This window comes from Pseudoxanthomonas sp. PXM03, from assembly GCF_014852005.1.
GTDB lineage: Bacteria > Pseudomonadota > Gammaproteobacteria > Xanthomonadales > Xanthomonadaceae > Pseudoxanthomonas_A.
This window is the reverse complement of record NZ_JACVAU010000001.1, coordinates 1,198,559-1,214,759: the sequence shown is the minus strand read 5'-3', so window position 1 is coordinate 1,214,759 and position 16,201 is coordinate 1,198,559. Positions and strand designations below refer to the sequence as shown.

Annotated in this window: 13 protein-coding genes; 6 read left to right on the top strand and 7 right to left on the bottom strand. The window is 66.8% G+C overall.

What is annotated here, in order from left to right; all coding sequences use genetic code 11:
• The first annotated feature begins 41 nt into the window (after positions 1 to 41).
• The 4 genes from IB223_RS05545 to IB223_RS05530 all read left to right on the top strand — a co-directional run bounded on the left by IB223_RS05545 (position 42) and on the right by IB223_RS05530 (position 6,253).
• Positions 42 to 554, top strand: a complete 513-nt coding sequence (locus IB223_RS05545; protein WP_192200638.1) for a sigma-70 family RNA polymerase sigma factor — start codon at positions 42 to 44, stop codon at positions 552 to 554.
• The gene (locus IB223_RS05540) at positions 554 to 1,585 is read left to right on the top strand and encodes a FecR domain-containing protein (RefSeq protein ID WP_192200637.1); all 1,032 of its coding nucleotides are present in this window, start codon (positions 554 to 556) and stop codon (positions 1,583 to 1,585) included. Before IB223_RS05545 ends, IB223_RS05540 begins: the two co-directional genes overlap by 1 nt.
• Positions 1,586 to 1,706: 121 nt before the next feature.
• Positions 1,707 to 4,745 carry a TonB-dependent receptor gene (locus tag IB223_RS05535; RefSeq protein ID WP_192200636.1) on the top strand — a complete coding sequence of 1,013 codons (3,039 nt, stop codon included), beginning with the start codon at positions 1,707 to 1,709 and terminating at the stop codon, positions 4,743 to 4,745.
• A 110-nt stretch (positions 4,746 to 4,855) separates the two neighbouring features.
• Positions 4,856 to 6,253, top strand: a complete 1,398-nt coding sequence (locus tag IB223_RS05530) for a hypothetical protein (protein WP_192200635.1) — start codon at positions 4,856 to 4,858, stop codon at positions 6,251 to 6,253.
• A 460-nt stretch (positions 6,254 to 6,713) separates the two neighbouring features.
• Here the strand turns inward: IB223_RS05530 and IB223_RS05525 are convergent, their stop codons facing one another.
• Both IB223_RS05525 and IB223_RS05520 read right to left on the bottom strand, forming a co-directional pair.
• On the bottom strand, positions 6,714 to 7,019 hold the full coding sequence (locus IB223_RS05525) for a hypothetical protein (protein ID WP_192200634.1): 306 nt from the start codon (positions 7,017 to 7,019) through the stop codon (positions 6,714 to 6,716).
• 162 nt (positions 7,020 to 7,181) lie between these two features.
• A complete protein-coding gene (locus tag IB223_RS05520; protein ID WP_192200633.1) occupies positions 7,182 to 7,682 on the bottom strand; it encodes a pyridoxamine 5'-phosphate oxidase family protein in 501 nt (166 codons plus the stop codon).
• Between the two features lie 219 nt (positions 7,683 to 7,901).
• Between IB223_RS05520 and IB223_RS05515 the strand changes: the two genes are divergently transcribed.
• The gene (locus IB223_RS05515) at positions 7,902 to 8,261 is read left to right on the top strand and encodes a glycine zipper 2TM domain-containing protein (RefSeq protein ID WP_192200632.1); all 360 of its coding nucleotides are present in this window, start codon (positions 7,902 to 7,904) and stop codon (positions 8,259 to 8,261) included.
• A 213-nt stretch (positions 8,262 to 8,474) separates the two neighbouring features.
• Here the strand turns inward: IB223_RS05515 and ispH are convergent, their stop codons facing one another.
• From ispH to murJ, 5 genes are all read right to left on the bottom strand, one after another.
• A complete protein-coding gene (gene ispH / locus IB223_RS05510; RefSeq protein ID WP_192200631.1) occupies positions 8,475 to 9,425 on the bottom strand; it encodes a 4-hydroxy-3-methylbut-2-enyl diphosphate reductase in 951 nt (316 codons plus the stop codon).
• A 195-nt stretch (positions 9,426 to 9,620) separates the two neighbouring features.
• Complete coding sequence (lspA, locus tag IB223_RS05505; RefSeq protein ID WP_192200630.1) at positions 9,621 to 10,118, bottom strand: signal peptidase II; 498 nt, start codon at positions 10,116 to 10,118, stop codon at positions 9,621 to 9,623.
• 96 nt (positions 10,119 to 10,214) lie between these two features.
• Positions 10,215 to 13,046, bottom strand: coding sequence for an isoleucine--tRNA ligase (gene ileS, locus IB223_RS05500; RefSeq protein ID WP_192200629.1), 2,832 nt, complete (start codon positions 13,044 to 13,046; stop codon positions 10,215 to 10,217).
• On the bottom strand, positions 13,043 to 13,990 hold the full coding sequence (locus IB223_RS05495) for a bifunctional riboflavin kinase/FAD synthetase (protein ID WP_192200628.1): 948 nt from the start codon (positions 13,988 to 13,990) through the stop codon (positions 13,043 to 13,045). The genes ileS and IB223_RS05495 overlap by 4 nt, the downstream gene beginning before the upstream one ends.
• Positions 13,991 to 14,073: 83 nt before the next feature.
• Positions 14,074 to 15,684, bottom strand: coding sequence for a murein biosynthesis integral membrane protein MurJ (gene murJ, locus IB223_RS05490; RefSeq protein ID WP_192200627.1), 1,611 nt, complete (start codon positions 15,682 to 15,684; stop codon positions 14,074 to 14,076).
• 127 nt (positions 15,685 to 15,811) lie between these two features.
• On the opposite strand from murJ, the gene rpsT reads away from it, so the two are divergent.
• Positions 15,812 to 16,081 (top strand): 30S ribosomal protein S20, encoded by a 270-nt coding sequence (gene rpsT, locus IB223_RS05485; protein WP_192200626.1) that lies wholly within the window; start codon positions 15,812 to 15,814, stop codon positions 16,079 to 16,081.
• Positions 16,082 to 16,201: the final 120 nt, after the last annotated feature.

Genomic DNA, 16,201 nt, shown 5'->3' with positions numbered 1-16,201 from the left:
CCGCGTACCTTGCCGCCCTTTCTACGACGTGGGACGGGACCTTGGCCGAACACGCGATCCGCGCGCTCACGCGTGTGTTCACCGACCAGGCACCCGCGCTCCGGGGATTCTTCGCGCGCCGCGGCGCCAACGACGAAGCCGAAGACCTCGTCCAGGAAACCTACCTGCGCCTGCTGCGCGCGCATCAGGGCCAGGGCGAGCACATCGCCAACCCCGAGGCCTACCTGTTCACCGTCGCGCTCAACCTCTCGCGCGAACAGGCTGCACGCCGGCAGCGCACGCCGGTGCCGGTGGAAGATGTGGAGCAGGTGGCCGCGCTGGTCACCAGCGTGGACGGCGTGGAGGATGCGACCGAGCGCGCGCAGCGCCGGCAACACATGCAGGCCCTGCTGGCCAGCCTGCCTGCGCGCACGCGTGCGGTGCTGGTGATGCAGTATCGCGACGGCCTGACCTACCGCCAGATCGGTGAACGTCTGGGCGTGTCTTCGCACATGGTGAAGAAGCACGTGGTGCACGGCCTGGCCGTATGTCGTCGTGCGATGGGGGCCGCGTGATGGCCACGCCTTTGTTCCCGTCCGGCGCTGCCGCGGCAACCCGCGAAGCCGCGTACTGGCACGTGATGCAACGCGAAGGCGCGCTAAGCCCCGCCGACCAGCAGCGCTTCATGGAATGGCTGGTGGCCTCGCCCGCGCACCTGCGCGAATACCTGGCCATCGCAAGCGTCGCCGCCGAGATCGGCGATGCCGTACGCGGACTGCCCCCGGAATCCGAGCAAGCGGGCACGCGCAACAACATCATCCCGCTGCCATTGCGCACCGCACGTGCACCCGTCACGCATGCGCCGCCGCGTCGTCTTTCGCGCATCACCGTCGCGGCGGCCGTGTTGCTGGGCATCGGCGTCGCCGTGCATGCGACGCTGCCCAACGCGCGCCACTACATCGCCGCACATGGCACACCGCGCGTGGTCACGCTCGAAGACGGCACGGTGATGCACCTCAATGCGGAAAGCGACGTCACTGCAACCATCGGCCTGCTGCGCCGGCGCGTCGAACTGGCGCGCGGCCAGGCGAGTTTCGTCGTGGCCGAAGATCGCCGCCCGTTCACCGTGCACGCGGCCGGGCTGGAGGTGCGCGACATCGGCACCACTTTCGACGTATCGCTGCAACGCGACCAGGCGCGCTTCGGCGTGGCCGAGGGGCGCATCCACGTGATCGACCTTGCGGGCAAGGGGCGGCTGCTCGCCGACCTGACGGCCGGACAGTCCGCGCACGTGGCCCACGCAGATCGCCAGGTCAGTGTGGTCCAGGAAGATGTCGGCGCCATGACGGCGTGGTGGCAACGGCGCGTCGTGTTCCGCGACGAACCCCTGCGCGACATCGCCGACCGCTTCAACCGCATGAACACCGTGCGCCTGCGCGTGGACGACAGCGAGGCCGGCGCGCTGCGCCTGACCGGCAACCTGCGCGCGGACGACGTGGCGTCGTTGCGCGCCTTCCTGGACGAACAACCCACGCTCGCGGTCAGCGCCGATGCGCGCGAGATCCGCGTGCATTCGCATCGCACACCCACGCATGGTGCGTGGTGAAGCTGGCGCTGTAAGAAAAAATTCATGGAAAAACCGGTGCCCGACCGGCGCCGTGGGCCCTCGTAATGGGGGTGCGTGCGTGTTGTCGCGCGCCACCACCCCACTCCACCCGGACACCACGATGCGCCGACTCCTCGTTCTTTCCATCGCTCTGGCCCTGCAGACAGCGACCGCCCACGTCGCCGCCCAACAGGCGACCGTCGCGACCGACGTCATCCCCTCGCAATCGCTCGACAGTGCGCTCAATGCGCTGTCGCGACAGACCGGACTGCAGTTCGTCTACAACGCACAGGCAGGCAATCCGCGCACGCGCGCCGTGCCCGCCGGCCTGTCGTCCGAGCAGGCTCTCACCCATCTCCTCGAAGGCACCGGCCTGCGCTTCCGCTATCTCAATGCCAGCACCGTCACCATCGAATCCGACGTCGCCAGTGCACCGACCGTCCCGGCAACGCCTGCGTCGGCACCGGCCGCACCCGCGACCGTGCCCACGGCACAGGCGGTGGATGCGCAGGAGCTGGAAAGCGTCACCGTGGTGGGCAGCTACAGCCGCAGCCTGGAACAGGCGGTGGACATCAAGCGCTACAACGTGGGCTTTTCCGACTCCATCGTCGCCACCGACGTGGCCGACTTCCCGGAGCAGAACCTCGCCGAGGCCCTGCAGCGCATGCCGGGCGTGACCATCGAACGCAACAAGGGTATGGGCAGCAAGGTCAACGTGCGCGGCCTTCCCTCCGAGTACACCCACGTATCGATCAACGATCTCGCCACCGCCTCCGGCAGCGGTGGGCGCGATGTGGAGTTCGACCTGTTCGCCTCGGAGATCATCCAGCAGGTCACCGTGCAGAAGTCGCCGACGGCGGCGGACGAGGAAGGCGGCATCGCCGGTTCGGTGGAGATCTCCACTGCACGCCCGTTCGACTACAACGGCCGCAAGCTGGTCGCGTCCGCCGAAGGCGCGCACAACTCGATTTCGGAAGAGACCGATCCGAAGTTCGCCTTCCTGGCCAGCGATACCTGGGGCGACTGGGGTGCACTGGTGTCGTTCTCGCATGCCGAACGCACCAACCGCACCGATTCGACCTCGGGCATCAACTTCCGCCCGATGTCGCGCTTCCTCGGCGCGTCCGGCACGCGCGGTTCGCAAGCCGAAGCCGTGATTGAGCGCGATACCGGCTGGGTGATCAACAACCGCGCCAACACCGCCGAAAGCAATCTGATCGTGTTCCAGGACAAGGTCGGCGATCGCGCGTACCTCAACGACCAGGAAAAGTGGGGCGCCACCGCTTCGCTGCAGTACAGGCCCAGCAGCACTTTCAGCCTGACCTTCGACGCCATGGTCGGCGGTTACGACACCACCGAGGACGAATACGACGCCGCGGCGTACTCGGCCTCCAGCCGCAGCACGCTGGAGACGATCCACGAGTACGACGCCACCACGCTGTCCGACTACGGCATGCTGGTGCTGCGCGACGTGTCGTACACCGCCACCCAGCATGAGTTCCTCAGCAAGGAGCGCATCAACGAAACCGACTACGGCCAGTACAGCCTTGCGCTGGACTGGAACAACGACCTCTGGGACGTGGAAGCGATGGCCGGCTACTCCGGTGTGGAGAAGACGCTGGACTATTCCAACCTGAAGCACGTCGCCTATGCGCCCTCCCGCACACGCTGGACCGGCCGCAGCGGCGAGACGATCCCCAGCGCCAGCTCCGCCGGCTTCGACATGTACGGCTCGCCCGAGCGCTACCTGTTCGAGGCGTACGAGACCACGCTGGAGAAGATCAACGACGACAAGTACGCCGCCAAGGTGGACGTGACGCGCAAGCTCGAACTGCCCTTCCTGCCGGCCCTGCAGAACGTGCAGTTCGGTGCGCGTTACACCGATCGCAGCAAGGAGCGCCAGTACGGCGAACTCAAGATCACCGGGCCGGGCCCCGGCGACGCCTCATGGGTCAACACGCGCACGCTGGCGGACAGCCCGCTGCAGTGGATCGGCGACATCGTCCCCGGCGGTGCCTACAGCGTGAAGGACCTCGACTGGCAGCAGGTCTCCAACGATTTCGCGCGCGGTTACTTCCGCTATCCCGGATTCTCCACGCCGTTCGACGACGCGCAGTACTATCGCGTCGACGAGGAAGTCGCCAGCCTGTACGCGATGGCGAACCTGGATTTCAACATCGGCCGGGTGCCGGTGACGGTGAATGCGGGCGCGCGCTATGTCGACACCTCGGTGGTGTCCTTCGGCTACCACCCGGTGCAGAACCCCGATGGAAGCACCGGCTACACGGATACGCCGGTTTCGAAGGACGGCGGCTACACCGACGTGCTGCCCAGCTTCAACCTGACCGCTGAACTTACCGACGGCCTGCTGCTGCGCGCCGCGGGTTCCGAGACATTGATCCGCCCCTCGCTCAGCGACGTGGCCTACAAGCGCACGGCGAGCTGGAGCTCGTTCCGCTTCACCGATGGCAACCCGGACCTGAAGCCCACCTACGCCAAGCAGTGGGAGATCGGCCTGGAGAAGTACCTGGACAACGGCGGCCTGCTGGCGGCATCGTACTTCCGCAAGAAGATCGATGGCGTGGTGGTCAGCGCATTGACGGGCGTGGTCGAGGATGTCGCGGTCTACAACGCCAACGGCACGCTCAACGGCTACTACGATTTCGACGTGTACCAGCCGGTGAACGCGAAAGGCTCGTACGACGTGGACGGCATCGAGCTGATCGCGAACCTCCCGCTGCGCGCGTTCCACGAGGCACTGGACGGCTTCGGCATCAATGCCAACTACACGATGCTGGACAGTTCGCTGGCCGGCGAATCCGACCTCGGCATCCGTACGCCGATGCCCGGCCTGGCGGAGAAGACCTGGAACTTCACCGCGTACTACGAGAACCAGCACTTCGATGCGCGCGTGTCGTACAACCACAAGGACGAGTACGTGGAATCGATCGGCTACAACATGTATCCGATCTGGCGCGACGCCTATGGCCAGTTGGATATCTCGATCGGCTACAGGATCAACGACCACCTCAAGCTCAGCCTGAAGAGCATCAACATGACCGACGAGGAGACCAGCGGCTACACGATGGATCCCTCGTTCCCGACCATGTACGAGAAGTCGGGCCGTCGCATCAGCCTCGGCCTGCGCGCCGACTTCTGAGCGCCCGCGCCGCCGGTTCCGGGCGGCGCATTCCTGTCCACGCCCGGGCCGCCGTTGCGGCGGCCCGGCACGTGCGGCGCGCGATGTCGCGCCCGTCCGAGGAGTCCACGATGTTGCGTCACCTGATCTGCCTGGGCTTGCTGGGCCTTTCTCCCGTCGTGCACGCGGATGACGCCGACGCCGGCCGCGCGTGGCAAGCCGGCGACCACCACGTGCACAGCGAGTGGAGCGTGGACTGGGACCGTACCACCACCCCGCCCACGCCGATCCGGGGCGGCGATTCTCCCTACACACGCAGCCACAATGCCCGCCAGGCGCTGAGGCACGGCCTTGCCTGGATGGTGCACACCGACCATGGCGGCCCCGGTCACTCCAGGGTGACGCAGGAACATGCATGGCCCGCGCTCGAGCAGGCGCGCCGCGATGTTCCATCGTTGATCCAGTTCAACGGCATGGAGTTCGATGTGCCCGGGGCCGAGCACGCCTCGCTGGTCATCGCGCCCGGCAAGCACGAGCGCGATGAACTGGTGGAGATCGAACACCGCTTCAGCCGCAACGAACCCGTGGATGGCATCGCGCGCGATGACGGCCAGACCATGATCGATGCGCTGGCGCGCATGCGCACCCTGCCTGCGCCACCGCTGATGTTCGTCAACCATCCCTCGCGCACCGCCACCGGTGTTGGCGCCTGGGGCGAGGTGGAACCCACCGAACTGCGCGCGTGGCACGACACCGCACCACGCGTGCTGGTGGGCATGGAAGGCGCGCCCGGCCACCAGGCCACGCGCACCGAACGCGGCCTGTATCGCAACGCCGCCGCACCCACCTTCGGTGGTTTCGATCAGATGACTACGCAGATCGGAGGCGTGTGGGACACGCTGCTCGCGGAAGGCCGCCGCTTCTGGATCACGGCCAGCTCCGATTCGCACGAAAACCTGCGCGACGGCGGGCGCGACTACGACCCGGGCGAATACAGCAAGACCTATGTGTGGGCACGACGCGACGCGCGCGACATCCTCGACGGCCTGCGCCACGGTCGCATGTTCGCGGTCACGGGCGATGTGATTGATGCACTGGAGCTGACGGTCAGCGCAACGGGCCGGGACTCGCGCACGGCGACGCTGGGCGACACGCTGACAATCCCGGCGGGCACGACGATGCGCATCGAGCTCCGGGTGCGGCAACCGGCGCGGCCCAACCACCATGGCGAACATCCGTCGCTGGCGCAGCTGGAACTGATCGTCGGCACGTCCGGCGAGGATGGCACGCCACGCATGCAGAGCAGGCGCTGGACCACCGGCACTTGGCGCACCGATGGGCCCTGGCGCATCGTCACCTGGGACCTGCCGGTCCCCGCGCGTGGCGCGTTCGTGCGCGCACGCGGCAGCAACACGCTGGAGACGACGCCGATCGCGGACGTGCCCGGCGAGGATCCCTGGCGCGACCTGTGGTTCTATTCCAACCCCGTGTTCGTCGATACCGGCGACCAAGCGTCGGAGACCCACTAGCGGGACAGCGCGCATTCACTCCCCCGTGTGACCCCGCGCCCAGTTCGCCGCAAGCGGCATGCGCGCGTTGACGCCGTCTTTCCAAACTGCGCGCAACACTGCATGCGTGGTCGGCGCCGCAGCAGCGGCAATCCGGATCCAGGTGAACAGCCACGGCGACCACAAGGGTACCGTTGTACGAAGCCCTAGCTTCGTCCAGCTTGGCTGCAAGTGCGTCCCCGTCGAAGGATCGCTGGCGCGGTACCCTCTTCATGATGCAGGACATTCCGCACTCACACCGATGCACCCTTCTCCCTGCGAAGCGGGGAGAAGGTGGCCGAAGAGCCTGCCCCGTACTTGATACGGGGCCGGATAAGGGCCAAGCGCGATGCGTCCGGTCGGTGGCAGTATCACTGCGTTGCAGTGGCCCTGCCGACCATGTAGAACGCGACGGCGCGGCCTGCATCGGGAGAGGCGCGCCTCATACGTTCGGCGGCAGTGGCAGGCGCGCGCGCGGCGCCGGGTCGCATCGCGGCGCAAGCGATTGCAACTGGCAGAACGTGGCGTCGTAGGCGGCCACTTCCTCCTGGTACTGGCACAGCGCACGGAACGGACTGCGCGCGGACAGCGCCTGTGCGGTCGCACGCAGGCGTTCGCCGTCGGGATGGGTCTGTACCAGCGCCGCCACCCACACGGTGAGGGCTTCGAGTTGGCCGGTGGTGCGGGCGTCGCTGGTTTCCAGGCGATCCAGCAGGTTGTGCAGGTGGGTTTGCGAATACAACAGCATGGGGCATGACATCCGGTGAGTGATCACCGCGGCCTGGCCCCTGTTCCAGCGCGTTGGTTTTCCCTGTTCACGGGCGTCACAACGCGCTCCGGCCAAACCGGTGGGGCCGGAGTCAGGCGCCGTTGGGGAAGGCGTGACTTCCGGCCTATCGATGCCGCTGGATCAGGCGAGGTGGGTGCGCAGATCCACGTCGGCCACCTTGTCCTGGTAGTCCTCCTTCGGGTCCACGCCGAACAGCAGCTTCACGCCGGCCAGCAGGCTCTGCTCGTTGAGCCATATCTCCGCGTGCTCGGCGTCGAAGCGCAGCAGCGCCAGCTTCGGATCATCCTTGCCACCCTCGTACCACGCGGCGACGAAGGGGTTCCACAAGCGATCGATCACGCCGCGATCGTCATCGCGGACCAGCATGCCCTGCAGGCTGGCGAACACGTCGTGCCCCATCGACGCGAACGTGGCCAATGCCCGCTGCGGGGATCGCGTGCGCTGGGCCAGCTGGTTGTCGGTGGCGGTGAAAATCCACAGCGGACCGCGGCCTTCATGTTCCAGCAGCGCTGTCATCGGCCGCGTATGGCCCTCCTCAGCGCCATCCAGCCCCAGCATCAGCGTGCGATCGGACTTGACTGCTTTCCAGAGCTTCTTTTCGAGTTCTTCGGGGGTATGCATGGCGCGACTCCTTTCTCTTCATCGTGGATGCCTGCAACCTAAAGCGGACGATGTGGTGCGCCCGTCAAGATCGCCCGCCATTCGTCAGCCCGCCGTCATGTTTGTGGCGCAGGCGTCACGGGCACTGCACTGGAACATGAATGCGCAACGCGGATTTCACCTGTCGTTCGCGACGGGCCGCGCACGCTCGCTTGGCATTACCCACCAAGGAGATTCGACATGAATACCCCTCGCCTCCTGCTGTCGCTGGGCCTGATGTCGGTGATGTCGGCCGCCGCAGCACAGACGTACGGCCCGGAAGACGAAGGCCGCCGCTTCAGCGACGGCAGCAAGGTCGTCTGCAAGAACGTGGAAGTGCAGAAGAACAGCAAGGACCCCAACCGCGTGGCGGGCACGGCCATCGGTGCGGTCGTGGGCGGCCTGCTGGGCAACCAGGTCGGCAGCGGCAGCGGCAAGAAAGTCGCCACTGTCGGCGGTGCCGTGGCCGGTGGTGCCATCGGCCGCAAGGTGCAGGGCAACAGCCAGGAGGACAAGGGCGACCGCATCGTCGAACGCCGTTGCGAGCGCGTGTACCGCTAGGCTCACACCCCCTCGGGACAGGTGCCGACAGGCGCCCGTGGCGACGAGGCCGCGGGCGCTTTTTTTTCAGTCGTCCCGCAGCGTCATCGGACGAGAAGTGCGTTGCGCCTCACTCGACGGAAAGGCACCGGGGCCAAGGGCCGGTCGGATGTCGTCGGGCCAGAGACCCGGATCCGCTGCGCTTCCATGCCCGCCGACCTGGCATGGGCGCCGTCAGGACACCAGTTGCAGCCGAAGTTCCTTCGGCAGGGCGAAGACCATGTTCTCGGGCTCGCCTGCGAGTTCGCTGACGCCGCCCGCGCCCAGGTCACGCAGGCGCTGGATGACGCCTTCGATCAGCACATCGGGCGCCGAGGCGCCGGCCGTCACACCGATGCGCTGCTTGCCCTCGATCCAGCGCGGGTCGATCTCGTGCGCGCCGTCGATCAGGTACGACTCCACGCCATCGCGCTCGGCCAGCTCGCGCAGGCGGTTGGAGTTGGAACTGTTGGGTGAACCCACGACCAGGACAAGATCGCATTCCTTGGCCAGATCGCGCACGGCGTCCTGGCGGTTCTGCGTGGCGTAGCAGATGTCGTCGTTCTTCGGCCCATGGATCGCCGGGAAGCGCGCCTGCAGCGCCTGGATGATGCCGACGGTGTCGTCCACCGACAGCGTGGTCTGGGTGGTGTAGAACAGGTTGTCGGGCTGGCTCACTTCGAGTGTGGCGACATTGTCGATGTCCTCCACCAGGTAGATGCTGCCGGCGCCGCCTTCTCGGCTCCACTGCCCCATCGTGCCTTCCACCTCGGGATGGCCGGCATGGCCGATCAGCACCACGTCACGGCCGGCACGGCAGTGGCGCGCGACCTCCAGGTGCACCTTGGTCACCAGCGGACAGGTGGCGTCGAACACCTTCAGGCCGCGCCGCGCGGCTTCACCGCGTACCGCCTGCGACACGCCGTGTGCACTGAAGATGACGGTCGCGCCGTCCGGCACTTCGTCCAGTTCCTCGACGAAGATCGCGCCGCGTTGCTTCAGGTCATCGACGACGAAGCGGTTGTGGACCACTTCATGCCGCACGTAGATCGGCGCGCCCAGCGTCTCGATGGCGCGTTTGACGATCTCGATGGCGCGGTCGACGCCGGCACAGAAACCACGGGGATTGGCGAGCAGGACGTCCATAAGACCGATAGTACCGAAGGCAGAGAAATGAAAAGGTAAATGTATCGCCAGCACCGATCCCGCATGGCACCTGCGCCCCTCTCCCGCCTGCGGAAGAGGGGAACGGGGTAAGGGCAGACCGCCGCGACGCGTTTCGTAGGGTGGGCCCTGGCCCACCGTGTTGATGCGTCATCGCGCGGCGGGCCAGGGCCCGCCCTACGCGGTCTTCTTCTTGCCCTCGAACAACCCGAACAGCGCAATGCCGATGGCCCCACCCACCACCGCGCAATCCGCGATATTGAACGCCGGCCAGAAGTGGTCCCGCCAGTGCCACTGGATGAAGTCGATCACGTGGCCGTGGATCTGGCGGTCGATGACGTTGCCCAGCGCGCCGCCGATCACCAGTGCGTATGGCAACGCCTGGCGCCAGTCGCCGCGGCGCGTGCGAGACAGCCAGAAGCCGAGCAGGCCGCTGATGCACACCGCCAGCACGGTGAAGAACCACAACTGCCAGCCGCCGGCATCGGCGAGGAAGCTGAAGGCGGCGCCGGTGTTGTAGGTGCGGTACCAGTTCCAGAAGCCCTCGATCACCGGGATGGCGGTGTATTCCGGCAGCGACGCCAGCACCCAGGCCTTGGACCACTGGTCAAGGCCGATCACCACAGCCGACAGCAGCAGCCAGATCAGCGCGTTGGGTTTGGGATGTTTGTTCATCGCATTCCTGTTGGAAGAAGACCTGTAGGAGGGGCTTTAGCCCCGATGCCTCGCTCGGGACGCAGTCGGGGCTAAAGCTCCTCCTACAGGGGAAACTCAGAACCAGCGGCGGTCTTCGCCGGCGCCGTCGATGTTGCTGACGCAGCGGCCGCACAGCTCCGGATGCCCGGCATGCGCGCCGACATCGGCGCGGTAGTGCCAGCAGCGCACGCACTTGCTCTTGGTGGTCGGCGTGGCCAGCACGAAGACCTCGTCGGCACTGACCTCGGAGACGGTGACGTCGCCGCTGATGAACAGGAAGCGCAGCTCCTCCGCGAGCGGCTGCCACTTCGCGGCCTTGATCGCGCTCACCGATACGGCGATCTCGGCTTCCAGTGCGGCACCGATCAGGCCGTTGGCGCGCATCGGCTCCAGCACCTTCGCCACCTGCTCGCGCAACGCCAGCAGTTCGTCGAAGTCAGCGGCATTCAGTGCAGCGCCTTCCGGCAGCGGCGCAAGGCCGTCGTACCAGGTGGCGAACAGCACATTGCCGGCGTGCTCGCCGGGCAGGTACGCCCACATCTCGTCGGCGGTGAAGGTGAGCACCGGCGCCACCCAGCGCACGAAGGCTTCGGCGATGCGGTACATCGCGCTCTGCGCGCTGCGCCGGCCGCGCGAATCCTCGCGCATGGTGTACAGGCGGTCCTTGGTGACGTCCAGGTACAGCGAACCGAGGTCGACGCTGCAGAAGTTCAGCAGGGCCTGCACGATCTCGGCGAAGTCGTAGCGTTCGTAGGCGGCCTTGATCCTTTCCTGCAGCTCGAAGGCCCGGTGCACGATCCAGCGGTCCAGCGCGACCATGTCGTCCACCGCGACCAAATCGCGCGCCGGGTCGAATCCGTTGAGGTTGCTGAGCAGGAAGCGCGCGGTGTTGCGCAGGCGCCGGTAGGCGTCGGCGTTGCGCTTGAGGATTTCCTGCGACAGCGACATCTCGTTGCTGTAGTCGGCACTGGCGATCCACAGGCGCAGGATGTCTGCGCCCAGGGTCTTCATGATGTCCTGCGGCTCGATGCCGTTGCCCAGCGACTTGGACATCTTGCGGCCGTGCTCGTCCACGGTGAAGCCGTGGGTGAGGCACTGCTTGTACGGGGCTGCCTTGTCGATCGCCACGCCTGTGAGCAGCGAGGACTGGAACCAGCCGCGGTGCTGGTCGGAGCCTTCCAGGTACAGGTCGGCCGGCTTGCCGATGCCGCGCTCCAGCAACACCGCTTCGTGGGTGACGCCGGAGTCGAACCAGACATCGAGGATGTCGGTGATCTTGTCGTAGTCCTTCGCCTCGTCGCCCAGCAGTTCGGCTGCGTCCAGCGTGTACCAGACATCGACGCCGCCCTGCTCCACCTTGTCGGCCACGGCGCGCATCAGCTCGACGCTGCGTGGATGCGGCTCGCCGGTTTCGCGATGCACGAACAGCGCGATCGGCACGCCCCAGGTGCGCTGACGCGAGATGGTCCAGTCCGGACGGCCATCGACCATGCCGGCGATGCGGGCTTCGCCCCACTGCGGGAACCAGCCGACGTGTTTGATCGCGTCGAGCGCGTCAGCGCGCAGGTTGGCCTGCTCCATCGAGATGAACCACTGCGGCGTGGCGCGGAACGCGATGGGCGTCTTGTGGCGCCAGCAGTGCGGGTAGCTGTGTTCCAGCTTGCTGAAGGCGAGCAGCGAACCGCCCTGCTTCAGCACGTCGATGATGACGTCGTTGGCCTTCCAGATATGCAGGCCGGCCAGCTCCACGCCATGCGCGGCCGGCGTGGACGGCAGGTAGACGCCACGGCCATCGACCGGATTGAGCTGGGCGGCGGTGTACTTGTCCAGCAGGCCGTACTGCTTGCTGACGACATAGTCCTCCTGACCGTGGCCGGGCGCGGTGTGCACGGCGCCGGTACCGTCCTCGGCCGACACGTGGTCGCCCAGCAGCACGGGGATGTCGCGCGTGTCGTAGAACGGATGCGCGAACAGCATGCCTTCCAGCGCACTGCCCTTCACCCGCGCATGCACGACCACGTCGGTGACGCCGTAGCGCTGCAGCGCGCGCGCAGCCAGCGCATCGGCCAGCACCAGCCAGCGGCGCCTGCCGTCGTGCGCAGGGCCTTCAACCAGCGCGTACTCCAGTTCGCCACCGACCGAGATCGCCAGCGAGGCCGGCAGCGTCCATGGTGTGGTGGTCCAGATGGGCAGCGCGACTTCGACATCAGCCGGCACGGTGGCGCCGAACGCGTTCGCCACCGCCTGCGCATCGCGGGCGGCGTAGGCCACATCGACGGCGGGCGAGACCTTGTCGGCGTATTCGATCTCCGCCTCCGCCAGTGCCGAGCCGCAGTCGAAGCACCAGTGCACCGGCTTCACGCCGCGCGTGAGGTGGCCGTTGGCGACGATCTTCGCCAGCGCGCGGATCTCGTTGGCTTCGAAGCGGAAATCGAGCGTCTTGTACGGGTTGTCCCAGTCGCCGGTCACACCCAGGCGCTTGAAGTCCTTGCGCTGGATGTCGATCTGCGATTCGGCGTACTCGCGGCACTTCTGGCGGAACTCGACCGCGTCGAGCTTCACGCCGACCTTGCCGTACTTCTTCTCGATGGCGATCTCGATCGGCAGGCCGTGGCAGTCCCAGCCCGGGATGTACGGCGCATCGAAGCCGGCCAGGTACTTCGACTTGACGATGATGTCCTTGAGGATCTTGTTGACCGCGTGGCCCAGGTGGATAGCGCCGTTGGCATACGGCGGGCCGTCGTGCAGCACGAACAGCGGGCGGCCCTTGGCGTTCTCGCGCAGCTGCGCGTACAGGCCCTGGCTTTCCCAGCGGGCCAGCGTGTCGGGCTCGCGCTTGGGCAGGTCGCCGCGCATCGGGAAATCCGTGGCGGGCAGATGGAGGGTCGCTTTGTAGTCCTGGCTCACGCCGTCGCTCGTTCTTTGTGTTCGGAAAGGAGGGCGCGCGCCTGGTCGGCATCGCGGTGCATCTGCTCGGTGAGGCTGGGCAGATCGGGGAATTTCAGTTCGTCGCGCAGCTTGGCGACGAACTCGACTTCGATATGGCGCCCGTAGAGGTCACCGGCGAAGTCGAACAGGTGGGCTTCCAGCAACGGCTCCACGCCGTCCACTGTCGGCCGCGTGCCGAAGCTGGACACCGACGGCCAGGGCTGGTCGCCAACGCCGTGTACCCAGGTGGCGTAGATGCCGGACAGGGCCGGCGTCTTCGGAAAGCGCAGGTTGGCGGTGGGAAACCCGAGCGTGCGACCGAGCTGCTTGCCGCGCACGACACGGCCACCGATCGCATACGCCCGACCCAGCAGGCGGGTGGCGGTGGTGAAGTCGCCACCCTTCAGCGCTTCGCGGATGCGGGTGCTGGAGACGCGGTCACCCTGGGCGTGCACGGGCTCGATTTCGCCGGCGCTGAAACCCAGTTCGCTCCCCATCGCCTGCAGGAGGGCGAGGTCGCCACCGCGACGGTGGCCGAAACGGAACTCCGGGCCGATCCATACTTCGCGTGCCGCCAGGCGACCGACCAGCAGCGTGCGGACGAAGTCTTCGGCCGACATGGCCGAGAGTTTCGCGTCGAAACGCAGCAGGCCGACATGATCGGCACCCAGGTCAAGCAGGCCTTCGACTTTGGCCCGGGCCAGGGTCAGCCTCGGCGGCGGGTTGTCCCTGGCGAAGAACTCGCGCGGCAGCGGCTCGAAGGTGACCACCACCGCCGGCACGCCCAGCGCACGGGCACGCGTCACCGCATGCCGCACCAGCGCACGGTGGCCCGAGTGGAGGCCATCGAAGGCGCCGATGCAGACCACGCTACCGTGCGGGCACAGAGACCCGCCATCGACGTCACGGAACAGCCTGCTCATGGATTCCTGTCTGAAGGTCGACCATGCCAGGCCGGACCGGGATTGCGTCGCAAGACCTTGAAGTATAGCCGCCCGGGCCAGCTTCAATGCCCACGCAGGTCACGTGGACGGATGCCCTGCAGCCAGAGCAGGCCGCCGTAGAGCGCGCCGCCCGCGCCCACCGTCACCGCCAGGCGCCACCCTCGTTCCCACCACGCCCAAGCCGACCAGTCCGGCCAGGCCAGCCGGAATGCCAGCACCACCAGCGTCATGGCGAATGTCGCCACACCGATCTGGCGGAGGAAGCGACCCCACCCCGGCTGGCGGCGATAGACGCCTGCCTTCCGCAGCAGCCAGGCCAGTTGCAACGCATTGACCCAGCCGGCGATGGCGATGGCTAACGCCAGCAGCGCGTGGGCGCCCTGCACTTGGCCTAGCGCATTCTTCAGGTTGCCACCGGCCGCCTCCAGCGCCTGGCGGCCGGGCTCCGTGCCGTAGAGCATCGCGGCGAAGAACAGCAGCGTGCACAGCGCATTGGTCAGAACCGCCACGATCGCGGCCTTCACCGGGGTGCGGGTGTCCTGGCGCGAATAGAACGCCGGTGCCAGTACCTTCACCAGCAGGAAGGCGGGCACGGCGATGGACTGGGCCATCAGACTCCAGCTGGCCATCTGCACGTCCGTGGCGTCGAACTGGCCGTACTGGAACAGCGTCGACAGAAGCGGCTGGGCGCACAGGACCAACCCGGTGCAGGCCGGCAGGCCGATCAGCAGGCAAAGCCGGAAGCCCCAGTCCAGACCCTTCGAGTAACCGTCCGGGTCGGTTTCGGCATGGCGGCTGGACAGGTGCGGCAGGATTACCGTGCCGATGGCGACACCGAACATGCCCAGCGGGAATTCCAGCAGGCGGTCGCTGTAGTACAGCCAGCTGACACTGCCGCTGACCAGCAGCGCGGCGATCCATGTATTGAGCAGCAGGTTGAACTGGGTCACCGAGGAGCCGAACAGCGTGGGCACCATCAGGGTCAGGATCCTGCGCACGCCGGCATGGGCGAAGTCCAGCCGCGGGCGCGGCAGCAGGCCGAGCCGGAACAGCGACGGCAACTGGAACCCCAACTGCAGTACGCCGGCGATGAACACGCCCCACCCCAGCACCATCACCGAACTGCCGAACCAGTGCTTGGCGGACAGCGCCGCCGAGATCATCGCCACATTCAGCAGTACCGGCGACAGCGCCGGGACGGCGAAACGCTGGTAGCTGTTGAGCACAGCGCCGACCAGCGACGCCAGCGAGATGAACAGCGCGTAGGGGAACGTGATGCGCAGCAGGTCGGTCAGCATCGCCATCTGCGCGGCATCGAAGTTCGGCGCGATCAGGCCGGCGATCTGCGGCGCCAGCAGGATGACGATGGCGGTCAGCACCATCAGCGCGGCCGCCAGGGTACCGGCCACCCGATCGACCAGAGCCTTGACCTCCTGCGCGCTGCGGGTGGCCTTGTACTCGGCCAGCACCGGGACGAAGGCCATCGAGAACGACCCTTCGGCCGAGAGCCGCCGCATGAAATTGGGGATCCGGAACGCCACGAAGAAGGCGTCCATCATCCCGCCCGCTCCGAAGACATGGGCGTAGACCTGGTCCCGGACCAGTCCCGAGAGCCGGGACAGGAAGGTCATGGAGCTGAAGACGGCGGCCGAACGCAGCAACCTGCCGCTCATCGCCCCCCCTTTTCCCGGGGACGACCCAGGTTGACGCAACCCATTGAATGCCCCATAATTTCCGGCTCTATTACCCGTCTTCCGTTCACCCCCTGAATTCTCTCAGGTATTCACCAGGAATCCCACTGTGGCCAATATCAAGTCCGCCAAGAAGCGCGCCAAGCAGACCGTCGTGCGCAACGCGCGCAACGCCGGCCAGCGTTCGATGCTGCGCACCGCCGTCAAGAAAGTCCTGAAGGCGCTCGACGCCAACGACGCCGCCGGCGCCCAGGCTGCGTTCGTCACGGCCCAGCCGATCCTCGACCGCCTGAGCTCGCGCGGCCTGATCCACAAGAACAAGGCCGCCCGCCACAAGAGCCGCCTGAACGCCCGCATCAAGGCCCTGCAAGCGGCCTGATTCACGGCGGTATGCAACGCGAAGACACGGAAGCCCGCCGCAAGGCGGGTTTCTTTTTGCCTGTGCGTCAATGCCGGGATGCCGGAACCGGATGGTCGCCGACCACACCGAAAAAAAAGC